The organism is Methylobacterium sp. 285MFTsu5.1 (assembly GCF_000383455.1).
Lineage (GTDB): Bacteria > Pseudomonadota > Alphaproteobacteria > Rhizobiales > Beijerinckiaceae > Methylobacterium.
The window spans coordinates 31,060-52,221 of the sequence record NZ_KB911279.1 but is presented as its reverse complement, the minus strand read 5'-3'; the positions used below and the strand labels follow the sequence as shown (position 1 = coordinate 52,221).

Annotated in this window: 20 protein-coding genes; 13 read left to right on the top strand and 7 right to left on the bottom strand. The window is 72.9% G+C overall.

Annotation, left to right across the window (positions count from 1 at the left end; genetic code table 11):
* The first annotated feature begins 6 nt into the window (after positions 1 to 6).
* On the top strand, positions 7 to 1,332 hold the full coding sequence (locus H288_RS0116145) for an O-antigen ligase (RefSeq protein ID WP_020093617.1): 1,326 nt from the start codon (positions 7 to 9) through the stop codon (positions 1,330 to 1,332).
* A 362-nt stretch (positions 1,333 to 1,694) separates the two neighbouring features.
* On the opposite strand, the gene H288_RS0116140 is transcribed toward H288_RS0116145, so the two are convergent.
* Positions 1,695 to 3,428: a PQQ-binding-like beta-propeller repeat protein gene (locus tag H288_RS0116140; RefSeq protein WP_234083029.1), complete on the bottom strand. Its 1,734-nt coding sequence runs from the start codon at positions 3,426 to 3,428 to the stop codon at positions 1,695 to 1,697.
* 83 nt (positions 3,429 to 3,511) lie between these two features.
* Positions 3,512 to 4,045, bottom strand: a complete 534-nt coding sequence (locus tag H288_RS0116135; RefSeq protein WP_020093615.1) for an ankyrin repeat domain-containing protein — start codon at positions 4,043 to 4,045, stop codon at positions 3,512 to 3,514.
* A gap of 134 nt (positions 4,046 to 4,179) precedes the next feature.
* Here H288_RS0116135 and H288_RS0116130 point away from each other — a divergent pair, with 134 nt between their 5' ends.
* Positions 4,180 to 4,398: a hypothetical protein gene (locus H288_RS0116130; protein WP_020093614.1), complete on the top strand. Its 219-nt coding sequence runs from the start codon at positions 4,180 to 4,182 to the stop codon at positions 4,396 to 4,398.
* Between the two features lie 16 nt (positions 4,399 to 4,414).
* Here the strand turns inward: H288_RS0116130 and uvrB are convergent, their stop codons facing one another.
* Positions 4,415 to 7,168, bottom strand: coding sequence for an excinuclease ABC subunit UvrB (gene uvrB, locus H288_RS0116125; RefSeq protein WP_020093613.1), 2,754 nt, complete (start codon positions 7,166 to 7,168; stop codon positions 4,415 to 4,417).
* 301 nt (positions 7,169 to 7,469) lie between these two features.
* Between uvrB and H288_RS0116120 the strand changes: the two genes are divergently transcribed.
* The 5 genes from H288_RS0116120 (at position 7,470) to H288_RS0116100 (ending at position 12,929) form a co-directional block, all read left to right on the top strand.
* Entirely contained in the window at positions 7,470 to 8,087 is a 618-nt protein-coding gene (locus tag H288_RS0116120; RefSeq protein WP_020093612.1) for a hypothetical protein, read from the top strand.
* Positions 8,074 to 8,463: a transcriptional regulator gene (locus H288_RS0116115; protein WP_020093611.1), complete on the top strand. Its 390-nt coding sequence runs from the start codon at positions 8,074 to 8,076 to the stop codon at positions 8,461 to 8,463. Before H288_RS0116120 ends, H288_RS0116115 begins: the two co-directional genes overlap by 14 nt.
* 76 nt (positions 8,464 to 8,539) lie before the next feature.
* The gene (locus H288_RS0116110) at positions 8,540 to 9,262 is read left to right on the top strand and encodes a di-trans,poly-cis-decaprenylcistransferase (protein ID WP_020093610.1); all 723 of its coding nucleotides are present in this window, start codon (positions 8,540 to 8,542) and stop codon (positions 9,260 to 9,262) included.
* A gap of 43 nt (positions 9,263 to 9,305) precedes the next feature.
* Entirely contained in the window at positions 9,306 to 10,529 is a 1,224-nt protein-coding gene (coaBC, locus tag H288_RS0116105; protein WP_020093609.1) for a bifunctional phosphopantothenoylcysteine decarboxylase/phosphopantothenate--cysteine ligase CoaBC, read from the top strand.
* Between the two features lie 303 nt (positions 10,530 to 10,832).
* The gene (locus tag H288_RS0116100) at positions 10,833 to 12,929 is read left to right on the top strand and encodes a HAMP domain-containing methyl-accepting chemotaxis protein (RefSeq protein WP_020093608.1); all 2,097 of its coding nucleotides are present in this window, start codon (positions 10,833 to 10,835) and stop codon (positions 12,927 to 12,929) included.
* A gap of 62 nt (positions 12,930 to 12,991) precedes the next feature.
* Here the strand turns inward: H288_RS0116100 and H288_RS0116095 are convergent, their stop codons facing one another.
* Both H288_RS0116095 and H288_RS0116090 read right to left on the bottom strand, forming a co-directional pair.
* Complete coding sequence (locus tag H288_RS0116095) at positions 12,992 to 13,453, bottom strand: DUF2852 domain-containing protein (RefSeq protein ID WP_026605002.1); 462 nt, start codon at positions 13,451 to 13,453, stop codon at positions 12,992 to 12,994.
* A 57-nt stretch (positions 13,454 to 13,510) separates the two neighbouring features.
* A complete protein-coding gene (locus tag H288_RS0116090) occupies positions 13,511 to 14,188 on the bottom strand; it encodes a TetR/AcrR family transcriptional regulator (RefSeq protein ID WP_020093605.1) in 678 nt (225 codons plus the stop codon).
* A 223-nt stretch (positions 14,189 to 14,411) separates the two neighbouring features.
* Between H288_RS0116090 and H288_RS0116085 the strand changes: the two genes are divergently transcribed.
* The 3 genes from H288_RS0116085 (at position 14,412) to H288_RS0116075 (ending at position 16,534) form a co-directional block, all read left to right on the top strand.
* Positions 14,412 to 14,726, top strand: a complete 315-nt coding sequence (locus H288_RS0116085; protein ID WP_020093604.1) for a hypothetical protein — start codon at positions 14,412 to 14,414, stop codon at positions 14,724 to 14,726.
* A 123-nt stretch (positions 14,727 to 14,849) separates the two neighbouring features.
* Positions 14,850 to 15,257: a thioredoxin family protein gene (locus H288_RS0116080; protein ID WP_020093603.1), complete on the top strand. Its 408-nt coding sequence runs from the start codon at positions 14,850 to 14,852 to the stop codon at positions 15,255 to 15,257.
* Between the two features lie 104 nt (positions 15,258 to 15,361).
* Complete coding sequence (locus H288_RS0116075) at positions 15,362 to 16,534, top strand: glycosyltransferase (RefSeq protein ID WP_026605001.1); 1,173 nt, start codon at positions 15,362 to 15,364, stop codon at positions 16,532 to 16,534.
* A gap of 5 nt (positions 16,535 to 16,539) precedes the next feature.
* Here H288_RS0116075 and H288_RS0116070 read toward each other — a convergent pair whose 3' ends face one another.
* Complete coding sequence (locus H288_RS0116070) at positions 16,540 to 17,481, bottom strand: helix-turn-helix domain-containing protein (RefSeq protein WP_020093601.1); 942 nt, start codon at positions 17,479 to 17,481, stop codon at positions 16,540 to 16,542.
* Between the two features lie 122 nt (positions 17,482 to 17,603).
* Positions 17,604 to 18,380 (bottom strand): zinc-ribbon domain-containing protein, encoded by a 777-nt coding sequence (locus tag H288_RS0116065; protein ID WP_042670636.1) that lies wholly within the window; start codon positions 18,378 to 18,380, stop codon positions 17,604 to 17,606.
* Between the two features lie 181 nt (positions 18,381 to 18,561).
* Between H288_RS0116065 and ftsE the strand changes: the two genes are divergently transcribed.
* From ftsE to H288_RS0116050, 3 genes are all read left to right on the top strand, one after another.
* Entirely contained in the window at positions 18,562 to 19,254 is a 693-nt protein-coding gene (gene ftsE, locus H288_RS0116060; protein ID WP_020093599.1) for a cell division ATP-binding protein FtsE, read from the top strand.
* Positions 19,251 to 20,219, top strand: a complete 969-nt coding sequence (locus H288_RS0116055; RefSeq protein WP_020093598.1) for an ABC transporter permease — start codon at positions 19,251 to 19,253, stop codon at positions 20,217 to 20,219. Before ftsE ends, H288_RS0116055 begins: the two co-directional genes overlap by 4 nt.
* 151 nt (positions 20,220 to 20,370) lie before the next feature.
* Entirely contained in the window at positions 20,371 to 21,147 is a 777-nt protein-coding gene (locus H288_RS0116050) for a YdcF family protein (RefSeq protein WP_020093597.1), read from the top strand.
* Positions 21,148 to 21,162: the final 15 nt, after the last annotated feature.

Genomic DNA, 21,162 nt, shown 5'->3' with positions numbered 1-21,162 from the left:
GACGGCATGGCTTCTGCGGACGCGGCGATCGGGATCCCGGCCGACGGGCGGCAGCGCGGCGTCGCGGGCCGCGACGTGCCGGACGTTCTGCGCGTGCTCCTGAACGGGGCCGTCTTCGTCCTGCTCTGGAACCACGTCTGGCTGAAGGACCTGTCCGATCGGTCGATGCTCGCGGCCTCCGAGGACGGCAGCCTGCTGACGCAGATCCTGTTCCTCAGCGCCGGCGCCGCCATGGCGGCGGCGATCCACCGGATCGGCGTGCGCCACCTCCGCCCCCTGGTGACCCGCCCCCTCGTGCTCTGCGCCCTCTGGCTCGGGGCGACGGCGCTGCTCTCCGTCGAGCCGAGCCTGTCGCTGCGGCGGCTCGCGCTCTTCGCCATCGCGGCGATGCTCTCGGCGGGCGTGCTGATCGTGGCCCGCTCGCCCCGCCAGCTGGCGCTGACCATGGCCGGGTCCGCCCTGGTCATCGTGCTCGCCTCCTACCTCGCGGTCGCCTTCGTGCCGAACCTCGCGATCCACTCGGCCTTCGACGTCAATTCCGATCCGAGCCACCCGGGCCTCTGGCGCGGGATCTTCCCGCAGAAGAACGAGGCCGGCGCCGCCATGGTGATCCTGGTGATCGTGGGCCTCTACGTCGCCAGGGTGGCGAGCCGCGTCCTCGGCTGGGCGATCGTGCTCCTGGCGGCCGGGTTCCTGGTGGCGAGCGGCTCCAAGACCGCGATCCTGCTCCTGCCGGTGATCCTCGCCGTGACCGGCCTGTGCCAGGTCCTGACCGGCGGGTTCCTGCGCCGCCTGCTGCTCCTCGGCCCGGTGATCGGGTTCTCGCTGATCTCGATCGGCTCGGTGCTGGCGCCGCCGATCCAGGAGGCGGTGGGGTCGCTGCTCACCGACGCGACCTTCACGGGCCGCAGCGAGATCTGGCAGTTCGCCATCGACAACATCATGATCCGGCCCTGGCGCGGCTGGGGGATCGGCGCCTTCTGGATGACTGAGCGGACCATGTATGCCGGCTCCGAGGCGCTGACCTGGGTCAACACCGTCGACCACGCCCACAACGCCTATCTCGACACCGCGCTGATCGGCGGACTGCCGTTCCTCGCCCTGACCGTGGTGGCCTTCGTGCTCGCCCCGGTGCGCGACCTGCAGCGCGTGGCCGGCGGGACGCGCCTCGACGCGGAGACCCTGCTGTTCCTGAGGCTGTGGTTCCTCGGGCTGGTCTCGGCCTCCTTCGAGACGGTGCTCTACAACGGCAACAACGCCACCTGCTGCATGTTCATGATGGCGGTGTTCGGCCTGCGCCTGCGCACCCGCTACGCCGTCGTGGCGGGCTGAGGCGGTCCGGGCGCCCGGACATCACGCGCCAGCCGCGTAAGGCCGCGCGTCGTGAGCGTACCCGTCCCGGCCTGCCTCCTCGAACGTCTCCGGCCACCGTCCGCGAGGCTTCTGTCCGGTAGCGGACGGCAACAACTTGTCCGGGAATTTGTTGGTCTGTATTCGCGCGGAGATTCTGCATGCCTGGCAGGGCTCGTTTCGCTTGGACCGACGTGACGTTCGCACTGGGCGCGAGTGCCCTGTGCGCGCTGTCCCTCTTCGTGGCCCACTAGCCAAGGGGCCGCGCCGGGGCGTCCCGTCCCGCCGCAGCGTCGAGAGTCCCGCGCGCCGCGACATTCGTCCGCGCTGTGGGCCGGTCGCGGTCAATCGGGCAGTGCGAAGACCAGCAGCGCGTCGCCGGTGCCGAAGCCCGACGCCCTGGTGAATGAGGCGCCGCCCGCCGCCACCGCGACGTACTGCTTGCCGTCCAGTGCGTAGGTCATCGCCGGCCCGCTGATGCCGGCCCCGCACTGGAAGCGCCAGAGAATCCGGCCATCCCGCGCGTCGTGGGCGTCGAGATGGCCGTCCTCCTCGCCCGAGAAGACGAGCCCGCCGGCGGTCGCCAGGGTGCCCCCGGAGAGGCGGCTCGCGCCGCGCACCGACCACGCGATCCGGCCGCCGTCCGCGAGATCGACGGCCGTGAGCGTGCTGAAGGACGGCTCGCCCCTGGCCTCCCCGGTCTCCGTGTAGCGGATCTCCGGACGCCCCGCGGCGGCCGGCACGGTCTTCACCGTGTAGGTCGTCGCCCCGTGGCGGACCTGCACGTAGGCGCGCGTCCCGTCATAGGCGGTGGGCGGCCACGAGACCGCGCCGAGCGGGCCGGGCGCCACCACTGTGCCCTGCGGGGTCGGCGGCGCGAACAGGTTCTTCTGCTCGATCAGCGGGGCCGAGCGCGCGAGCAGCTTCCCCGTGGCGCGGTCGTGGACGTAGATCCAGCCGGTCTTGCTCGCCGAGGCCACCGCCCTGGCGCCGCCCGGCATGTCCAGCAGGAAGGGCGGCGCGGCGACGTCGTAGCCCCACTCGTCGTGCGGCACCTGCTGGTAGTACCAGCGCAGCTTCCCGGTCTTCACGTCGAGGGCGACGAGACACATCGTGTAGAGATTGTCCCCCGGGCGCGACAGGCCGAAATTCTGCGGCGCCGGGTTGCCGGTGCCGAGGAAGATCAGGCCGAGATCGGGGTCGTAGGCGGGCGTCATCCAGAGGGAGCCGCCGCCCACCCGCCAGGCGTCGCGGTTGGCGGGCGCCGCCGCCTTCTCGGCGGCGATGTCGCGGTGGAGCGGCGTGCCGTCGGCGGTCTTCTCCACGAAGCCGCCCTCCCAGCCCTCCGAGGGCGTGACGTACCAGCGCCATCGTTCCTCGCCGGTCCTCGCGTCGTAGGCCGCGAGCCAGCCGCGCCGCCCGTATCCGCCCTCGATGCCGACCACCGAGCCGCCGTCGAGGCCGCCCGCCTCGTCCTCGATGTGGAGGCCGTAGCCGGCGCCGGTGACGCCGACGATGACGAGCCCGTCGGCGACGAGCGGCGGCATCTTGAAGCCGAGGCGGCTCGAACCCTGGACGGGCTTGCCGCCGAGGGTCGCGGCCAGGCCCGAGGCGGTCTCGGTCTCACCCTCCTCCGGGCGCACCGCCTCCTTCTCCCAGACGATCCGGCCGGTCCTGGCGTCCAGGGCGATGAGCTGCCCGTCCATGGTCGCCTCGAAGACGAGGCCCCCCGACACCGCGACCCCGCGGTTGGAGGGCGGGCCGAAGATCTTCTCGGTGCGCGGCTTGTGGGTGTAGGTCCAGAGCGGCTTGCCGGTCTTCGCGTCGAGGGCGGCGACGTTGTTCTGCGTCGTGGAGACGTAGAGGGTGCCGTCCACCATCACCGGCTGGGCCTGGAAGTAGCCGGTGATCCCGGTCTGGAAGATCCAGGCGGGGCGCAGCCGGCCGACCGTGTCGCGGTTGATCTGGGTCAGCTCGGAGAAGTTGCGGTTGCTCGGGTCGTGCCCGAAGGCCGGCCAGGGCGTCTCGGCGGCGGAGGCCGTACTCAGGGCGGCGGTTCCGGCAAGGCAGGCCAGCAGGGCGGCCCCGATCCATCGCGACAAGGTTGTGCTCCCGTGTGCGGCGCCTGTCGCGCCCGAACAGGTCTTCTCGCGACGCGGCCTCACGCCTGCCGCCGGGGCGCCCCGTCGAGCTGCGCCGGCGTCGCCTGGGCGCCCATCGCCCGGGCCATGTCGGCGGCGCTCTGGCCGGAGGCGTCGCGGCGATCCGGGTCGGCGCCGTGCTGGAGGAGCAGGTCGACCATCTCGGTGCGGTCGAACATGGCGGCGGTCATCAGCGCCGTGCGGGTGCCGTCGCCGGTCCCGTCCACCGCGGCCCCGTGCCGGAGCAGGAGCTGCGCGACGGCGAGGTCGTTCTTGAAGGCCGCCCCGGCGAGCGGTGTCTGGCCGCGGTCGTTGGCGAGTTCCGGGTCGCCGCCGGCCTCCAGGATCACCCGGGCGGCCTCCGCCTGTCCGTTATACGCAGCGAGCATCAGCAGGCTGTCGCCCTTGTCGTTGCGCAGGTTCGCCGGCAGCCCCTGCCCGAACAGGTCGGCGAGCTCCTCGGCGTGACCCATCCGCGCGTACTGGAAGACCCGGCCCGCGAAGGCCAGGGTCTCGTCGTCGAGGGTCGGGGGCGGGTTCGTCTCTGAGGCCATCGCGTGCTCGTCACTCATCGCGGCTGATCTGGGCCGCTGCGGCATCGACGTCCAGCGGCCGGGGGAACAGTTTCGTCGCCCGGCTCGTTCCAGCCGCCTATCCGGGCCAGGCCCGGCGTCTCCGGAGCGCGACGATGCCCCGACCGTTTGAGCCCTACGCCGACGCGCTGCGCACCGCCCGCGAGATCGTGCGCGAGCAGGCGGGGACCGTCGTTGAGGCGGCGGTCCGCGCGGATTCCCACGCCTACGACGAGGCCTGCCACGTCCTCGTGGTCCGGATCGCGCAGGCCATCGTCGATGCCGGCGAGGCCGGGTCGGGACAAGGCCTCGGCCGCGGCAGCGAGGCCGCCTGAGGTCCCGGCGGCCGGGTCAGCCCCGCCGTCGCCCACCGCCGCCCTTGTACTTGGGCTTCTGACCGCCGAGCCCCTGCGTCGAGCGCGGCTTCGGCCGCTCCTGCCAGACCGGCGCCGCGCCGCCCACCGGCAGCTCCCGGTCCGTCCCCGGGCCCATATTGTCGAGGTCGGGCCTGGCGATGCGGCTGCCCCCGCGCGGCGGCTTCCGGCCGAACTTCCCCGCCTCGCGCTCCACGTCGCCCTGCCGGGCCATCGGGTCGTCGGAGACCAGCAGCTCGGTCGCCTGGAGACGCTTCAGCTCGTCGCGCAGCCGCGCCGCCTCCTCGAAGTCGAGGTCGGCGGCGGCCGCCCGCATGCGCTTCTCGAGGTCCGCCATCACGGCCTTGAGATTGTGGCCGACCGTGATGGCGTCCTTGGCGAGCCCGGTATCGACCTGCACGTGGTCGCGCTCGAACACGCTGCTCAGGATGTCGGCGATGCCGCGCTTCACGCTCTGCGGCGTGATCCCGTGCTCGGCGTTGTAGGCGAGCTGCTTGGCGCGGCGGCGCTCGGTTTCGGCCATCGCCCGCTCCATCGAGCCGGTGATGTTGTCCGCGTAGAGGATGCAGCGCGCGTCGGCGTTGCGGGCGGCGCGGCCGATGGTCTGGATCAGCGAGGTCTCCGAGCGGAGGAAACCTTCCTTGTCGGCGTCGAGGATCGCCACCAGGGCGCATTCCGGGATGTCGAGGCCCTCGCGCAGCAGGTTGATGCCGATCAGGACGTCGAAGGCCCCGAGCCGCAGGTCGCGGATGATCTCGATCCGCTCCAGCGTGTCGATGTCGGAGTGCATGTAGCGCACCCGCACGCTGTTCTCGTGCAGGTACTCGGTGAGGTCCTCGGCCATGCGCTTGGTGAGCGTGGTGACGAGGGTCCGGTAGCCGGCCTGCGCCACCTCCCGGACCTCGCCCAGCAGGTCGTCCACCTGGCTGCGGGCCGGGCGCACCTCGATCACCGGGTCGACGAGGCCGGTCGGGCGGATGACCTGCTCGGCGAAGACGCCGCCGGTCTGCTCCATCTCCCACTTGCCGGGCGTCGCCGAGACGTGGACCGTCATCGGCCGCATCGCGTCCCACTCCTCGAAGCGCAGCGGGCGGTTGTCGAGGCAGGACGGCAGCCGGAAGCCGTACTCGGCCAGCGTCGCCTTCCGGCGGAAGTCGCCCCGGTACATGCCGCCGATCTGCGGCACGGTGACGTGGCTCTCGTCGGTGAAGACCAGGGCGTTGTCGGGCAGGTACTCGAACAGGGTCGGCGGCGGCTCGCCCGGCTTCCGGCCGGTGAGGTAGCGCGAGTAGTTCTCGATGCCGTTGCAGGCGCCGGTCGCCTCGATCATCTCGATGTCGAAGGTGCAGCGCTGGTCGATGCGCTGCGCCTCGATCAGGCGGCCCATCTTGGTCAGCTCCTCGATCCGGCCCTTCAGCTCGTGCTTGATGCCCTTGATCGCCTGCTGCAGCGTCGGGCGCGGCGTGACGTAGTGCGAGTTGGCGTAGACCTTCACGAATTTCAGCTCGGAGATCGTCTTGCCGGTGAGCGGGTCGAACTCGACGATGCTCTCGACCTCGTCGCCGAACAGGCCGATCCGCCAGCCGCGATCCTCCAGGTGGGCCGGCCACAGCTCGATCGAATCGCCGCGCACCCGGAAGGTGCCGCGGGCGAAGTCGGACTGGATCCGCTTGTACTGCAGGGCCACGAGGTCGGCGATGAGCTGGCGCTGCTCGATCCGCTCCCCGAGCGAGACCGTGAACGACATCGCCGTGTAGGTCTCGACCGAGCCGATGCCGTAGATGCACGAGACCGAGGCGACGATGATCACGTCGTCCCGCTCCAGCAGGGCGCGGGTGGCAGCGTGGCGCATCCGGTCGATCTGCTCGTTGATCGAGGATTCCTTCTCGATGAACGTGTCGGAGCGCGGGACGTAGGCCTCGGGCTGGTAGTAGTCGTAGTAGGAGACGAAGTACTCGACCGCGTTGTCGGGGAAGAAAGCCTTGAACTCCCCGTAGAGCTGCGCGGCCAGCGTCTTGTTGGGCGCGAGGATCAGCGCCGGGCGCTGCGTCTCCTCGATGATCTTGGCCATCGTGAAGGTCTTGCCCGAGCCGGTGACGCCGAGCAGCACCTGGTCGCGCTCCAGCGCCTGCACGCCGCCGACGAGCTCGGCGATCGCCCGGGGCTGGTCGCCGGCCGGCGTGAATTCCGACTTGAGCGTGAACCGGACGCCGCCCTCGGATTTCTGCGGCCGCTCCGGCCGGTGGGGCGTCCAGGTCTTGCCGTCCTTGAACAGCGGGTTGCCCTCGGTGAGCAGCCGCTCGAGCGCGCTCACCGTCGCCGAGGCGCCGCCGTCGCCGCCGGGATCCGGCAGATCGGCGCCCTCCGGCGCGGGGCCGTCCTCGGGCGGCGTCAGGCCGAGCGCCTGCGCCAGACGGGGGTCGACATCGGCCGCGTCGCCGAGCGCGTAGCCGGCCTGGGGGGCCTCCGCGAAGCCGTCGCGGGCGATCTCGGCCCGCCGGGTCGCGGCCGCGGGCACCCCGTCCTTCGGGTTGCCCTTCCTGCCCCCCGCCTTGCGGCCCGGCCGTGCCGGCGCCTCGGGGGGCGGCTCGACGGTGGCCGGACGGTTCCGGTTGAGCGCCGGGTTCAGAAGCTCCGCCAGATAGGTGTCCAGGGGCTTCAGCTCGGGCTTCGACGCCTTGGCGGACGTGGCCGTCACGGAGGCGGCGCGCGGTTTCTTCGGTGCGGGCATGAGAACAATATGGGCCCGGATCGCGCTCCGAGAAACCCTGCGCGGGTGCGGTTTGACGGCTTTCGTCCGCCGCCGGCCATGCCGAGGACCTGCCGCGGAGCGCCGTGGCGTTCCACTAAAGACGGTGTGGCGAATACAACCGATAGGTAGAATTCACCCGGGGGCGAACTCGACCGCGGTCCCGGATGCTGAGAAGATCGGCATGCGCGCGCGGAAATCGGCTTGCGGTGGGCCGACCCCGTCGATACTTTGCGGTGCAAAGTGGGGAGTGCGGCATGCTGCGGCCGGGGGCTTGAGGCACATGCAGGACCTGGACAAGGCGCTGGCCGACATCGTGGCCATCCGCTCGCAGATCGCCCGCGATACGGCGTTCCGCGGCTTGGGCGCGGCGACGGTCGCCGGCACCGGCGGCCTCGCGCTCGCCTGCGCGGCGGGGCAGGCCCTGTGGCTCGGCGATCCCGCGGCGCGGCCGGGCCTGTTCTTCGGCCTCTGGATCGCGGCGGCCCTCGCGGCCTTCGCGATGATCGGCGTCGAGGCGGTCCGGCGCAGCCGGCGCCTGCATTCCGGCCTCGCCGACGCGATGGTGTGGAACGCCATCGAGGTGTTCCTGCCGGCCGCGGGCGCGGGGGCCTGCCTCGCCCTGGTCATCGCCCGCTTCGCGCCCGGCGAGGTCTGGATGCTGCCGGGTCTCTGGCAGGTGCTGGTCGGCCTCGGCCTCTTCGCCTCGGCCCGGATCCTGCCCCGGGCGGTCCAGGGCGTCGGGGCCTGGTACCTGCTCGCCGGCCTCGCCGTCCTGGCGGTCTCGGCCGAGACGCGGGCCCTGTCGCCCTGGACGATGGGCCTGCCCTTCCTGTTCGGCCAGGCGTGGCTGGCCGGGATCATCCATCACGGGGCCCGGGCCTTCGATGACGACCGCTGACCGTTCCGAGGGGCGCTTCTCCTACGAGGGGCTCGACAGGATCATCCACGAGCGGGCGCGCCTGAGCGTGCTGACCTCCCTGGTGGCGCACCCGAAGGGGCTGCCCTTCCCGGATCTCAAGCGGCTGTGCGGGCTCACCGACGGCAATCTCAGCCGCCACCTGGCCGTTCTGAGCGAGGCGGATCTGGTGAGCCTCGAGAAGCGCTTCGCGCAGAACCGGTCGCAGACGATCTGCCGCCTCACGGCGGTCGGGCGTCGGCGCTTCATCGGCTATCTCGGCGTGCTGGAGCAGGTGGTGCGCGACGCCGCGGAGGCGGCCGAGCGCGGCCCCGAATCCGGTGTCCGCGGCCTCGATCCGGCCACGAAAACGGCGTGAGACCGCCCGTCCCGCCGGGAATGTTAATCCCGTTTCGATAGACCTCTACGCCACGCCCATGCCGGGAGACTTTACGATGCAAAGCGAAGCGGTGCCGGGAGCCCTGCACGCCGCGATCATCATGGACGGCAACGGGCGCTGGGCGACGCAGCGCGGCCTGCCGCGGCTGGCCGGCCACCACCGGGGCGTCGAGGCGATCCGCCGCACCGCCGAGGCGTGCCCGGATCACGGCATCGGCACGCTCACGCTGTACGCCTTCTCGGCGGACAACTGGCAGCGGCCGGCCGAGGAAGTCGGCGGCCTGATGCGGCTCCTGCGCTCGTACCTGCGCAACGAGACCCAGCGCCTCGCCCGCACCGGCACCCGTCTCAGCGTCGTCGGTCGGCGCGACCGTCTGCCCGACGGCATCCCACAGGCGATCGCGGCCGCCGAGGCCGCCACGGCGGCGGGGACCCGGCTGCATCTGCGGATCTGCGTCGACTACTCGGCCCGCGACGCGATCATCGCGGCGGCGCAGCGCCTCGCCGGCGAGGAGCCGACGCGCGAGAGCTTCGGCAAGCTGGTGGCCGGCCCGATGCACGGCTCCCCGGTGGATGTCGACCTGCTGATCCGCACCGGCGGCGAGCGCCGCCTCTCCGACTTCATGCTGTGGGAGGCGGCCTACGCCGAGCTGCTGTTCACCGAGCGGATGTGGCCCGATTTCGGGCCCGACGACCTCGCCGAGGCCGTGGCCGAGTTCGGTCGCCGCGAGCGCCGGTTCGGCGGCCTGAAGGCGCCGGCCGTCCCGGCCGCCGCCTGAGGCCGCTTGACGCGCGCGCACCGGCGCGCAGAGGGTCGGCGGCATGACCGAGACCCTCGCCCATCGCCGCGTCCTCCTCGTCATCGGCGGCGGCATCGCGGCCTACAAGGCCCTCGACCTGATCCGGCGGCTGCGCGAGCGGGGCGCCAGCGTCTGCCCGGTCCTGACCGCGGGGGCGCAGGAATTCGTGACGCCGCTGGCGGCGGCCGCGCTCGCCGGTGAGCGGGCGCATACCGACCTGTTCGACCGCGCCTCCGAGGCCGAGATCGGTCACATCAAGCTCGCCCGTCAGGCGGATGCCGTGGTGGTGGCGCCCGCGACCGCCAACCTGATGGCCCGCATGGCCGGCGGTCACGCGGCCGACCTCGCGACCACGGTCCTGCTGGCCACGACCCTGCCGATCCTGATCGCGCCGGCCATGAACGTCCAGATGTGGGCGCATCCCGCCACCCGCCGGAACCGCGCGGTCTTGGAGGGCGACGGCGTCCGGATCGTCGGGCCGAATGCCGGCCGGATGGCCGAGCCCGAATCCGGACCCGGCCGGATGGCCGAGCCCAACGAGATCGCCGACGCGCTGGAGCGGATGCTCGGCGCCCCGAGCGGGGACAGGCCCCTGGCCGGCCGGCGCGTGCTCGTGACCTCGGGCCCCACCCACGAGCCGATCGACCCCGTCCGCTACATCGCTAATCGCTCCTCGGGCCGCCAGGGCCACGCCATCGCGGCCGCCGCCGCCGCGGCCGGCGCCGCCGTGACCCTGGTCTCCGGGCCGGTGTCGCTGCCCGACCCGCCGGGCGTCGCCGTCGTGCGGGTCGAGACCGCCCGGCAGATGCTGGCCGCCGTCGAGGAAGCGCTGCCGGCCGACATCGCGGTCTTCGCCGCCGCGGTCGCCGACTGGCGCCCGGAGCAGGAGGCGGGCAGCAAGAAGATCAAGAAGGACGGAACCGGGCCGGCGCCGATGCCGCTGGTCGAGAACCCCGATATCCTCGCCACGATCGCGCGCCGGCCGGCCGGGCGCCCGCCCCTCGTGGTCGGGTTCGCGGCCGAGACCGACACGGTGGTCGAGCACGCCCGGGCGAAGATCGCCCGGAAGGGCTGCGACCTCATCGTGGCCAACGACGTGTCGGCCGAGGGCGGCGTCATGGGCGGCCTCGACAACACGGTGCACCTGATCCGGCGGGACGGCGCCGTGGAGACTTGGCCGCGCCTCGGCAAGGACGAGGTCGCCCGGCGGCTCGTCGCCCATTTCGCCGCGCTTCTGGCCGGCTGACGCGGCGCCCCCCGAGAGGGACGCGGGACCCCTCGGACGGCGCGCTGTTCCGAGCGTGAGTGTCGTTGCGCACAGGTAAATGGAAGTTTTTTTGCACCCTATCCGCGTCTGATCAAGTGGTGACCAAAAATATCCGCGCGGATGTCCGGTCATTATCGGGACGTATTACGGCATGATAGTGCGCAAGGTAGCGGTTGAAGGCAGGCGGGTGCCTGTGCCCGCTCTCGTTGTCACGGTTGTGCGGGGAAAAACTTGCTATGCTCCGGCATGCCCGATCGAACGGGCGACCGGAGCCGAGGCACGATGCGCGTAGGGGACCTGTCCATCCGGACGACCATGAGCCTCGTCCTCGTCGTCATGGCCACGATCATGCTCGGCTTCGCGACGGGCACCGTGCGGGAGGCGCGGCAGCACGCCGCCGAGGCCGAGCGGGTCATCGCGCTGGTGCGGGCGAGCCGCGCCCTCCTCCAGACGCTGAACGTGACCCGGTTCGAGCGGGGCGCGACGCTGCAGTTCCTCGCCGCCGCCGAGCCCGTCGAGGCCGAGACCCGCGCGTCGCTCTACGCCGACCGGCAGCGGGCCATCGCGGGGCTCGCCGCGGCCCGGCCGCTCCTCGACGGTCTGGAAATGCCCGCCGTGGCGGCGACCCTCGGCCGGCTGCACGAGGCGAGCGGCCGCCTCGATCGCCTCCGGCCGCGGGTCGACGCCGCCCTGGACGTGCCGGGCGCGCGTCGCGACGGCGCGGTGACGGCGGAGGCCAGGGCCGCCCTCCAGGCCATGCTCGATGCCCTGATCGCCACGAGCGACGCCGTGGACGCCGCGATCCCGCTGTCCGACGGGCTCCTCCGGCGCGACCTCGCCCTGAAGCGGGCGGCGTGGGCGACGCGCATGGCCAACGGCGCCGTCGCGCTGCGCGTGCAGACATCCCTGGCGGCCGGGGCGTCCTGGTCGCTGGACGAGACCGTCGCGGCCGCCGAGGAGCGGGGACGGCTCGACGCGGCCTGGAACGCGGCGATCGAGGCCGCGGCCGAGGCGTCCGGGACGGTCCAGGCCGCGTTCCGGCGAGCCCGGGAGAACAATTTCGAGGGCGCCCCCCTCGCCCGCCGGCGCGCCGTGGCGCAGGCCCTGGCTCGCGGCGCGCCGCCGGGCCTGACGCTCGCCCAGGCGCGCAAGCTCGACACGCCCGAGCAGGTGACCCTCGTCGACCTCGCCTTCGTCTGCCTCGACGAGATGGTTGCGCGGGCCGAGGCCCTGTCGGGGGCGGCGCGGAGCACCCTGTGGCGCGACGGGGCGGCCCTGGTCGCGACCCTGCTGCTCGTCGCCCTCGGGCTGCTCGCCCTGTTCCGCGGCGTGCTCCGGCCGATCCGGCGGATCACCGCGGCCATGGAGGCCCTCGCGGCCGGGGATTCCGCCGTTGCCGTCCCGGGCCTCCGGCGGCGCAACGAGATCGGCGCCATGGCCCGCGCCGTGCAGGTGTTCAAGGACAACCTGATCCGCACTCGGCAGCTCGAGGCCGAGGCCGAGGCGGCCCGGCAGGACGCGGCGCGTCAGCGCGGCCTCGCGATGCGGCAGGTCGCCGACCGCTTCGCCGACGCCGTCGGCGGGATCGTCGCGCAGGTCTCGACCGCGGCGGCCGGCCTGCAGGCCACGGCCCGCGGCATGACGGAGACCGCGGCCGAGACCGCGGGGCAGTCGACCACCGTCGCGGCCGCGGCCGAGGAGGCGGCCAGCAACGTCGGCACCGTGGCGGCGGCGGCCGAGGAACTCGGCGCCTCCGTGCAGGAGATCGGCCGGCAGGTCGACGGCTCGGCCGGCCTCGCGCGGGCGGCGGTCGCGGAGGCCGACCGGACCGGCGCGCTGGTCCGGGACCTGAGCGAGGCCGTGGCGCGGATCGGCGACGTGGTCGGGCTGATCTCGACCATCGCGGGTCAGACCAACCTGCTGGCGCTCAACGCCACGATCGAGGCGGCGCGCGCGGGCGCGGCCGGGCGCGGCTTCGCGGTGGTGGCCACGGAGGTGAAGGCGCTGGCCGAGCAGACCGCCCGGGCCACGGAAGAGATCGCGGGCCAGATCGGGCGGGTGCAGGCCTCGACCGGGCAGGCCGTCGCGGCGATCGGGACGATCACGGCCCGGATCCGGGACATCGACGGCGTGGCGACGACGATCGCGGCGGCGGTGGAGCAGCAGGGCGCGGCGACCCACGAGATCGTCCGCAACGTCGGTCAGGCCGCGGCCGGCACCGGCGAGGTGACCCGCAGCATCGTCAGCGTCGCTGGGGCCGTCGAGAAGACCGGTCAGGCCGCCGGGCAGGTTCTGGCCGAGGCGTCGCGGCTCTCGGAGCAGTCCGAGCACCTGAACGGCGAGGTGGCGCGGTTCCTCGATCGCGTCCGCGCGGCCTGAGACGGCACGCGGTGTTCAGGGGGTGCGTCCGGGCCGATGAGCCCGGACGCCGCGTCGCAGAATCAGACCGCGCGGCCGCCACCCTCGGTCCGGCGCTTGGCCATGAACGCGTCGAACTGCTCGCGGTCCCGGGCGCGCTTCAGCTCCTCCACGAAGTCCGAGAAGGCGCGGCTCTCTTCCTCGAGGGCGCGGCGCTGCGCCTCGAGGCGGTCGAGCTCGGCCCGGCGGTACTCGTCGAAGGCGGCGTTCCCGCTGCCGCCGCGGCGGTTCGCGGCCTCGAAGGCGCGGGCAAAGCGCGACGCGGGGCGCCCGCCCTCGAACCCCGACACCGTCCGGCGCGCGGCGTCCCGCATCTCGGCGAAGGCCGGGTAGCCCGCGAATTTCCAGGCCACGAGCGCGAGGCCGATCGGCCACCAGTAGATGAAGCCCACCACGATCGCGCCGATCTCCAGCGACCGACGCGGGAACGGGCCGGACCGGCAGAGCCTGCCGGTCGCCCAGGGAGAGGAGGATTGAGAGGTCACGGCTGTGCTCCGCTGTTCATGTGAACGCGGTTAACATGCGGGTCCGGCGGGGGCCTTTCAAGGCCGCCCACCGCCGCCGTCGCGCTCGCCGGGGCGCCCCGCCCCGTGGACCAGGGCGAGGACTCCGGCCCGCAGCAACTCGTACTTGTCGGGGAAGCCGGGGCCGCGCGGCAGATGGCCGGCGGCCGAGAGGGTGGCGAGGCCGTGCGCGAGGGCCCAGACTTCCAGGGCGATGAAGCGGGGCGCCACGCCCCCGAACCCGTCCGCGAAGGTCGCCTGCAGCGCTTCCACCAGCAGGTCGAAGGGACTCGGCCGCGCCTCCGCACCGGGGGTGCCGGGCGGCGCGTCGGGATCGGCCCCGCCGACGGGTGCCCCGCGGGTCTCGAAGATCGCCGCGTAGTAGGCCGGCTCCTCCTCGGCGAAGGCGAGATAGGTCTCACCCATCCGGGTGAACCGCTCCAGCGGCGTCCCGCGCGACGTCAGGGCCCGCGCCAGACGCGCGGCGAGCTCCGCGAAGCCGCGCCCGGCGAGTTCCTCGAGGAGCGCCTCGCGGCCGCGGAAATGGCGGTACAAGGCGGCCGGCGTCACGCCGACGAGCCGCGCCGCGTCGACCAGGGTGAAGCCGCCGATCCCGCGCTCGGCGATGAACCGGCGCGCGGCCTCCAGCAGGGCCTCCTTCAGGTTGCCGTGATGGTAGCTCCGCCGGTCGTCCGGTCCGTCCCGCCAGGGTCGCAAGATCTCACATCCTTCGCGCGCCTATTACACCACACCGGACCTCTACGCCCCTGTCGAGTCCGAAGACCAACGCAGTCGGTTTTTCCGAGGTCGGCCTCTACATGACCGGTGAACACGACGGTTGTTTCAGGCGCATGGGGCGACGCTTGACCGCCCCCGGAAAACTGTAACAGTGTTACACATCCGCAACCGGGCTTCCACGGCAGGACAACGAGCATCGCGCATGGCTTTCGTGAGCCTCAAGGCGTGGCGGGCCCGCTCGGCGGAGCGCGCCGCGATCGCGGCGCGCCTGAAGCAGGATCTGCGGACGGCCCTCGGCCTCGGCGAGGCCGACACGCTGGCGGTCAACGAGATCGCCTGCGCCGATCCGGGCTGCCCCGACATGGAGACGATCGTGCTGGTGATGCGCGCCGGCGCGCCCACGCGCGCCCTGAAGATCCGGCGCCCGATCGACGCGGTGGATCCCGACGACATCGCGGCGCTCGTGGCGGAGGACCGGTCGTCCGACGCGCCGCCGTCCGGCGTCTCGACAATGTGATCCGGCGCGGGGGCTTTCCGTCTCCGGGGCGCACAGGTCACAGGGACGGGGCCGGGCGCGCGACGTAGCATCCCGCCACCAGCAGCCCCCCGCGCCGACGGGGTCGCGGGAGGATCGCATGCCATGAAGAGCCGCCGTCACGTCCTCGCGCTCGTCGGCCTCGCCCTCGCCGGCCCGGCCCTGCTCGAGGTCCCGACCGCTGCCCTGGCGGGCGAGACCCGGCCGTTCTCGGACGCGGCCTTCGAGGCCGCGCAGAAGGGCGGGAAGCCGGTGCTGATCGCGGTCAGCGCCCCGTGGTGCCCGATCTGCCGGACGCAGAAGCCGATCCTCGCGAAACTCGCGGCCGAGCCGCGTTTCAAGGATCTCCAGATCTTCGACATCGACTTCGATAGCCAGAAGGAGCTGCTGCGCCGCCTGAACGTGCGGATGCAGAGCACGCTGATCGCCTACAAGGGCGAGACCGAGGTCGGCCGCTCGGTCGGCGAGACCCAGCCGGAATGGATCGAGGGCTTCGTCGAGAAGACCCTCTGACCGGCGGCGCGTCGCTAGGTCTCCCCGGTCCGGTCCCGTTCAGGGAAGCTCCGGCATAAGCCCGATCCAGACCCGCACGACGGGTCCGGCGGAGATGATCACCGGTGTCGAGCCCCCCTTTGTCAGACGTCCCGGGTCCCGATGCGATCGTGGCGGTGCCCGTGCGCAACGAGGAGGAGCGGATCGCCGCGTGCCTGCGGGCGATCGACGCCCAGGAGGGTGCCGAATCGGGGCGCGTCGGGCTCGTGCTGTTCCTGAACAACTGCACGGACGGCACCGAGGCCCTCGTCACCGCGCTGGTGCCGACGCTGTCGATCCCGGTCCGCGTGTCCGTCGAGAATTTTTCCGGCGCCCATGCCGGATGGGCCCGGCGCCGGGCCATGGACGCCGCCGCCGCCTGGCTGGGTGATGCGGGGAATGCGGGGATCATCTTGTCGACCGACGCCGACAGCCGGGTCCCGCCCAACTGGGTGGCGCGCAATCGCGCGGCGATTGAGGCCGGGGCCGACGCTGTGGCCGGCCGGGTCGAGCTCGACGCGGCGGAGGCGGCGCTGCTGCCGCCCTCGCTCCCCGCCCGCGGCCGGCTGGAGGACACCTACGACGCCCTGATCACCGAGGCCGAGGCGCGGATCGATCCCGATCCGAACGACCCCTGGCCCTGCCACCGGACCGCAATCGGCGCGACCCTCGCGGTGACCCGCAGCGCGTACCTCGCCGTCGGCGGCATGCCCGAGATCCCGCTCGGCGAGGACGGCGCCTTCATCGCCCGGCTGCTGGAACACGGGCTGCGGGTCCGGCACGCCACCGACGTCTGCGTGACCATCTCGGCCCGCCTCGCCGGGCGCGCGCCGGGCGGCGTGGCGGACACGATCCGCTCCCGCTGCGAGGAGCCCGACGCGCTCTGCGATGCCCGGATGGAGACCTTCCCGCGCGCCGTGCGGCGCTACCTCTGGCGGCGGCGATTCCGCCAGATGCACGGGCGCGGGGCGCTCGCGCGGAGCGACGGCTGGGCGCGGGCGATCGGCATCGTTCCGCCGGAGGCGCGGCGCATCGCGTCCCTCCCGCTGGGTCAGGCCATCGCGGAGGCGGAGCGCGCCAGCCCGCGCCTCGCCTACCGCCCGATCGGCCCGCGCCAGCTGCCCGGGCAGATCCGGATCGCGCGGGTCGGCGTCGTCGCGATCCGCCTCGGCCTGGGGTTCATCGGCGTGGCGCAGCGGCTCGCGGGCGCGGTCGCGCCCGGGCGGACGGTCTCCGACCCGCGCGGCAGCCGCATCTGACTCCGTCAGGGGCGGCGTTCCAGCACGTCCCGAGGCGCCACGCCGAACCGGCGGCGGAAGGCGCGGCTGAAGGTGGCCGCGTCGGTGAAGCCGCAGCTCGTCATCACCGACCCGATCCGCGTGCCGCCGCGGAGCCGCCTGTAGGCCCGGTCGAGCCGGGCGTCGCGGATCTTCGCCGCCACGCCCTCGTCGCCGCTGAAAGCCGCGTAGAGGCGGCTTCGCGAGACCCGCAGAGCCGTCGGCAGCGATTCCGGCCCGAAGGCGGGATCGTGCAGTCGGCGCTCGATATGGGCGAGGGCCAGGGCCCGTACGGCGTCCCCGGACAGCTCGTCGCCGGCCGTCTCGCCTTGGCGGTCGGCCAGGGCGCGCAGCAGGTGCAGGACGCCCTCGAGGGCGATGCCGGCTTCCGCCTCCGACATACCGCCGACCGTCTCGGAGAACGACCGCAGATAGGTCGCGAACAGGCCGCTGAGCGGCGTCGCGCGGAGACCGCGCCCGGCGAAGGCGTGCACGCTGCCGACCTGGCTCACGAAGGCGGCGCGCGGCACCTGGAGGCGGATCTCCTCGTAGGAATCGCGGCTGCCGATCGCGAAGGGCTGGTCCATGGCATGGACGGCGATGTCGCCGGCGCCCAGCACGGCGCCGCTGTTGCCCTGCTCGATGTAGCCGCTGCCCTGGACGAGGAGCACGATCGCGATGTCGTCGCGCCCGTCCCGGCGCACGTGCTGCGTCGTGCGCTCGACCCCGATCGGTTTGCTCAGGGTGTGCAGGATCGCGCCGTGACGGGTGATCGCGAGCCGGCGGCCCGCCGCGAACGGGATGTCGGGTGCCAGCGGCGTCGCGTCGACGCGCGCCAGTGCCGTGCTGCGCCAGTAGTCGAAGGCGCGCTTCTGATCGACCGAGTCGGTCGTCTCGACGACGATGGGAACGGTTTCGCGAACACTCAAGGCACGGCGATCCCATACGCCGACGTCGGCCGACGCTCACGCCCGCAACGGGAGCGCCGTCGAGAAGGTTGCCGATCCGCGGGAGAGGCGCAACCTGAGCTAATTGCCGGCGCGGACCTGCCTCACCGATCCGCCGCCGCCACCCGAGGGTCGGAGCGGGTCGCGGACGCGTCGGCGAAACGCAGCACCACCGCGCGCCCAGCGGCCGGCGGCGACGGCAGGCTCGCGCGGAATCGCGCGGTCTCGGTCGCGGCGAGGATCGTCCGCGGCGGCGCGACCGTGAAGGTCTTGATCGTCCGACCGCCGGCGTCGCGGATTTCGACGCTCAGCGGCGCGACGGGCGCGTCCGAGCGCGCGACGCCGACGAGGTCGCCCTCGACGACGAGTTCCGCGGGACTGTCGTCCTCGGCCGGGTTGTTGAAGGCGACGACGTCGCGGATCTCGATCCCGCGCACGTTCACCGGCAGGCCGATGCGCGCGAACAGGGAGGCGGTCTGCGGGACGGCCCGGACCACGCTGGTCCGGGCGAGGCAGACGAGCGGGATCGCCGCCAGGAGTGTCAGGCCGAGAGCCAGCGACGGGGTCAGACCCGGGATCGCGCGGCGCGCCTTCCCGGCGGCCTTCCCGGCGGACTTGCGCTTGGCGGACCGTCGGGATTCGGGCGCCGGAACGTCGGTGGCATTCCGCACCGAGGCGGTCGCCTCCTCCCAGGCCGCGTCCGCGAGGGGATCGGTCTCGGCCTGCGCGGCGAGCTCCGCCTCGTGGCCGGCGAGGACGTCGGCGGGCGAGATGAACCACGTCTCGCGGCAGGCGGCACAGCGGACCGAACGGCCCTCCATGCCGACCTTGCTGGCGTCGATGCGATATTCGCTCGCGCAGCTCGGGCAGGCGATCAGCATCCGCGCCATACTCGCATCGATCGGCCGCGACCGGGCCGGACTGTGAATTGCTTGAAGAAGTGTGCCCGAACAGGGTTAAGGGGCCGTGAAATCCCCGAGGCCTTGAAAACGCCCGCCGCTCCGGCGATTCCCGAGGGACGGACAGACGAGATACGGCACGGCTTTGAACCTACAGGCGAGCATGAAGAGCCTGCTGCCCGGCGCGGAGCGGCCGGTGGTGCAGTTCGAGAATGTTGGCATGCGCTACGGCCTCGGGCCGGAGGTGCTGTCCGACGTGAGCTTCCGCATCGCGCCGCGCTCCTTCCAGTTCCTGACCGGCCCGTCCGGCGCCGGGAAGACGACGCTGCTGCGCCTGATCCTTCTGTCGGTGCGGCCGACCCGCGGGCTCGTCTCGATCTTCGGTGAGGAGGTGAGCGACATCTCCGCGAAGGCGCTGACCGGGCTCCGGCGCCGGATGGGCGTGGTGTTCCAGGATTTCCGGCTCCTCGACCACCTGACCACCTACGAGAACGTCGCCCTGCCCCTGCGCGTCCAGGGCCGGGCCGAGGCCAGCTACCGGGCCGAGGTGGTGGAACTGCTGCGCTGGGTTGGCCTCGGCGAGCGCATGCACGCCCTGCCCCCGCTGCTCTCGGGCGGCGAGAAGCAGCGCGCGGCCATCGCCCGCGCGCTGATCGCGCGGCCCGACCTGCTGCTCGCGGACGAGCCGACCGGCAACGTCGATCCGGGCCTCGGGCGGCGGCTGCTGCGCCTGTTCCTGGAGCTGAACAAGCTCGGGACCTCGGTCATCATCGCCACCCACGATTTCGGCATCATGGACGCCGTCGATGCCCGCCGGATGGTCCTGGGCGAAGGCCGGCTGCGGATCGAGGAATGAGCACTCAGGCGATGCCGCGGACGAAGGCCGGTGGATCGGCCGTGCCGCCCGACCCGTCGATGCCGGCCAACCTGCGCCGCAACGCGCCGCTGGTGCCCACCGACACGGCGGCGGGGCGCTCCCTCGCGGCGGTCATCGCGATCCTCACCTTCCTCGCCGGCCTCTGCGCGGGCGCGGCCGAGATGGTCGCGACCAACGCCGCCCAGTGGCAGGGCGACGTGGCGCGGGAGGTCACGATCCAGGTCCGGCCCGGTCCCGGCCGCGACGTCGACGCCGACGTCGCGCGCGCCGACGGCATCGCCAAGGCCGAACCCGGGATCGCGGAGACGCGGGTGTTCAGCAAGGCCGAGGCGGAGCGCCTGCTCGAGCCGTGGCTCGGGACCGGGCTCGACCTGTCCGACCTGCCGGTGCCGCGGCTCATCGCCCTCAAGCTCTCCAGCAGCCAGGCGGCCGACCTGAAGCGGCTGCGATCACGCCTCGTCGAGGCGCTGCCGGGCGTCGCCAGCCTCGACGACCACGCCCTCTGGCTGCAGCGGCTCTCGACCGCCGCCAACGCCTTCGTCGGGATCGGGATCGGGCTCGTGCTGCTCGTCCTGATCGCCACCGGCCTCGCGGTGACCTTCGCGACACGCGGCGCCATGGCGAGCAACCGCGAGGTGGTGGAAGTGCTGCATTTCGTCGGCGCCGACGACGACTACATCGCCCGCGCGTTCCAGCGGCGGTTCTTCGGCCTGGGCCTGCGCGGCGGCGCGATCGGCGCCGGTCTGGCCCTCGTGGCCTTCGTGATCGCCGGGCTCCTCGCCCGGGCCGCGCGCTCCGGACCGGCCGGTCAGGAGGTCGAGGCGCTGTTCGGCGCGTTCCATATCGGCCTGCGCGGCTACGCCAGCGTGATCCTGATCGGCGTGATCGCGTCCCTCGTCACGGGCGTCGTCTCGCGCGTGACCGTGCGGCGCTTCCTGGCCTGATCCCTGCTGCGTCACGAAGACGTGGAAATAGGGGGTCTTCCGAGCGCGTTTACCATCTGGAAACTTTATCGTTGCGGTGTGGAAACAGCCGACCGCGCCGGCCTCCGAGCCGCCGCAATCGGCGCCGATTCTCCGGAGGATGACCACGCGTATGCTGCGCGCATCGGATCCGCCCTCGACCGACGTTGTCGGCTGGGCCTGGCACGAGTGGGGTCTCCCGCGCCGCGCCGCCGCGCGCCCGCGCGACCGGCGGCGGATCGCGCTCTGGACCTGCGGCCTCGGCGCCGGGCTCGGGATGCTGGCCCTGTTCGCGGGCTTTCTCGTGTTCGTCGGCGCGCTCGCCCGCCAGGAGCGGACGCCGACCGACCGGGCCGACGGGATCGTCGCGCTGACCGGCGGTGCCCAGCGGATCGGCGACGCGATCGACCTGCTCGCGGGCGGCTACGGGCGGCGCCTGCTCATCACCGGGGTCAACGAGCGGACCAGCCGCGACGAGATCGCCCGGCTGAACCCGACCCAGCGCGCCCTGATCGCCTGCTGCGTGGATCTCGACTACCGGGCGCGCAACACGATCGGGAACGCCATCGAGACGCGCCGCTGGATGCGCGCGCACCGGTTCAGCACCGTCGCGGTCGTGACCTCGAACTACCACATGCCGCGGACGCTGGTCGAACTCGACCACGCCCTCCAGGACAGCGACCGCGTCCTGCCGCATCCGGTCGTGAGCGAGGCCTTCGATGCCGATCGCTGGTGGAAGAACCCGCCGGCCGCGCGCCTCCTGGCCTCGGAATACATGAAGTTCCTGGTCAGCTGGGTCCGCACGCGCTTCGAGGCGGATCCCGAACGCTCCCGCGCGGCGATCCTGATCGGGCGCGGCAAGCCGGTGAAGATGGTGGCCGAGCCGCTCATGCTCCGCGGCGTGGATTGAGGGCGCGGCGCGCGC

Bases quoted from the DNA above. Each gene is read 5' to 3' on its own strand.
- H288_RS0116145 (WP_020093617.1), top strand. From the start codon at position 7: ATGGCTTCTGCGGACGCGGCGATCGGGATCCCGGCCGACGGGCGGCAG.
- H288_RS0116135 (WP_020093615.1), bottom strand. From the start codon at position 4,045: ATGGCCTCAGAGACGAACCCGCCCCCGACCCTCGACGACGAGACCCTG.
- H288_RS0116130 (WP_020093614.1), top strand. From the start codon at position 4,180: ATGCCCCGACCGTTTGAGCCCTACGCCGACGCGCTGCGCACCGCCCGC.
- uvrB (WP_020093613.1), bottom strand. From the start codon at position 7,168: ATGCCCGCACCGAAGAAACCGCGCGCCGCCTCCGTGACGGCCACGTCC.
- H288_RS0116120 (WP_020093612.1), top strand. From the start codon at position 7,470: ATGCAGGACCTGGACAAGGCGCTGGCCGACATCGTGGCCATCCGCTCG.
- H288_RS0116115 (WP_020093611.1), top strand. From the start codon at position 8,074: ATGACGACCGCTGACCGTTCCGAGGGGCGCTTCTCCTACGAGGGGCTC.
- H288_RS0116110 (WP_020093610.1), top strand. From the start codon at position 8,540: ATGCAAAGCGAAGCGGTGCCGGGAGCCCTGCACGCCGCGATCATCATG.
- coaBC (WP_020093609.1), top strand. From the start codon at position 9,306: ATGACCGAGACCCTCGCCCATCGCCGCGTCCTCCTCGTCATCGGCGGC.
- H288_RS0116100 (WP_020093608.1), top strand. From the start codon at position 10,833: ATGCGCGTAGGGGACCTGTCCATCCGGACGACCATGAGCCTCGTCCTC.
- H288_RS0116085 (WP_020093604.1), top strand. From the start codon at position 14,412: ATGGCTTTCGTGAGCCTCAAGGCGTGGCGGGCCCGCTCGGCGGAGCGC.
- H288_RS0116080 (WP_020093603.1), top strand. From the start codon at position 14,850: ATGAAGAGCCGCCGTCACGTCCTCGCGCTCGTCGGCCTCGCCCTCGCC.
- H288_RS0116065 (WP_042670636.1), bottom strand. From the start codon at position 18,380: ATGCTGATCGCCTGCCCGAGCTGCGCGAGCGAATATCGCATCGACGCC.
- ftsE (WP_020093599.1), top strand. From the start codon at position 18,562: ATGAAGAGCCTGCTGCCCGGCGCGGAGCGGCCGGTGGTGCAGTTCGAG.
- H288_RS0116055 (WP_020093598.1), top strand. From the start codon at position 19,251: ATGAGCACTCAGGCGATGCCGCGGACGAAGGCCGGTGGATCGGCCGTG.
- H288_RS0116050 (WP_020093597.1), top strand. From the start codon at position 20,371: ATGCTGCGCGCATCGGATCCGCCCTCGACCGACGTTGTCGGCTGGGCC.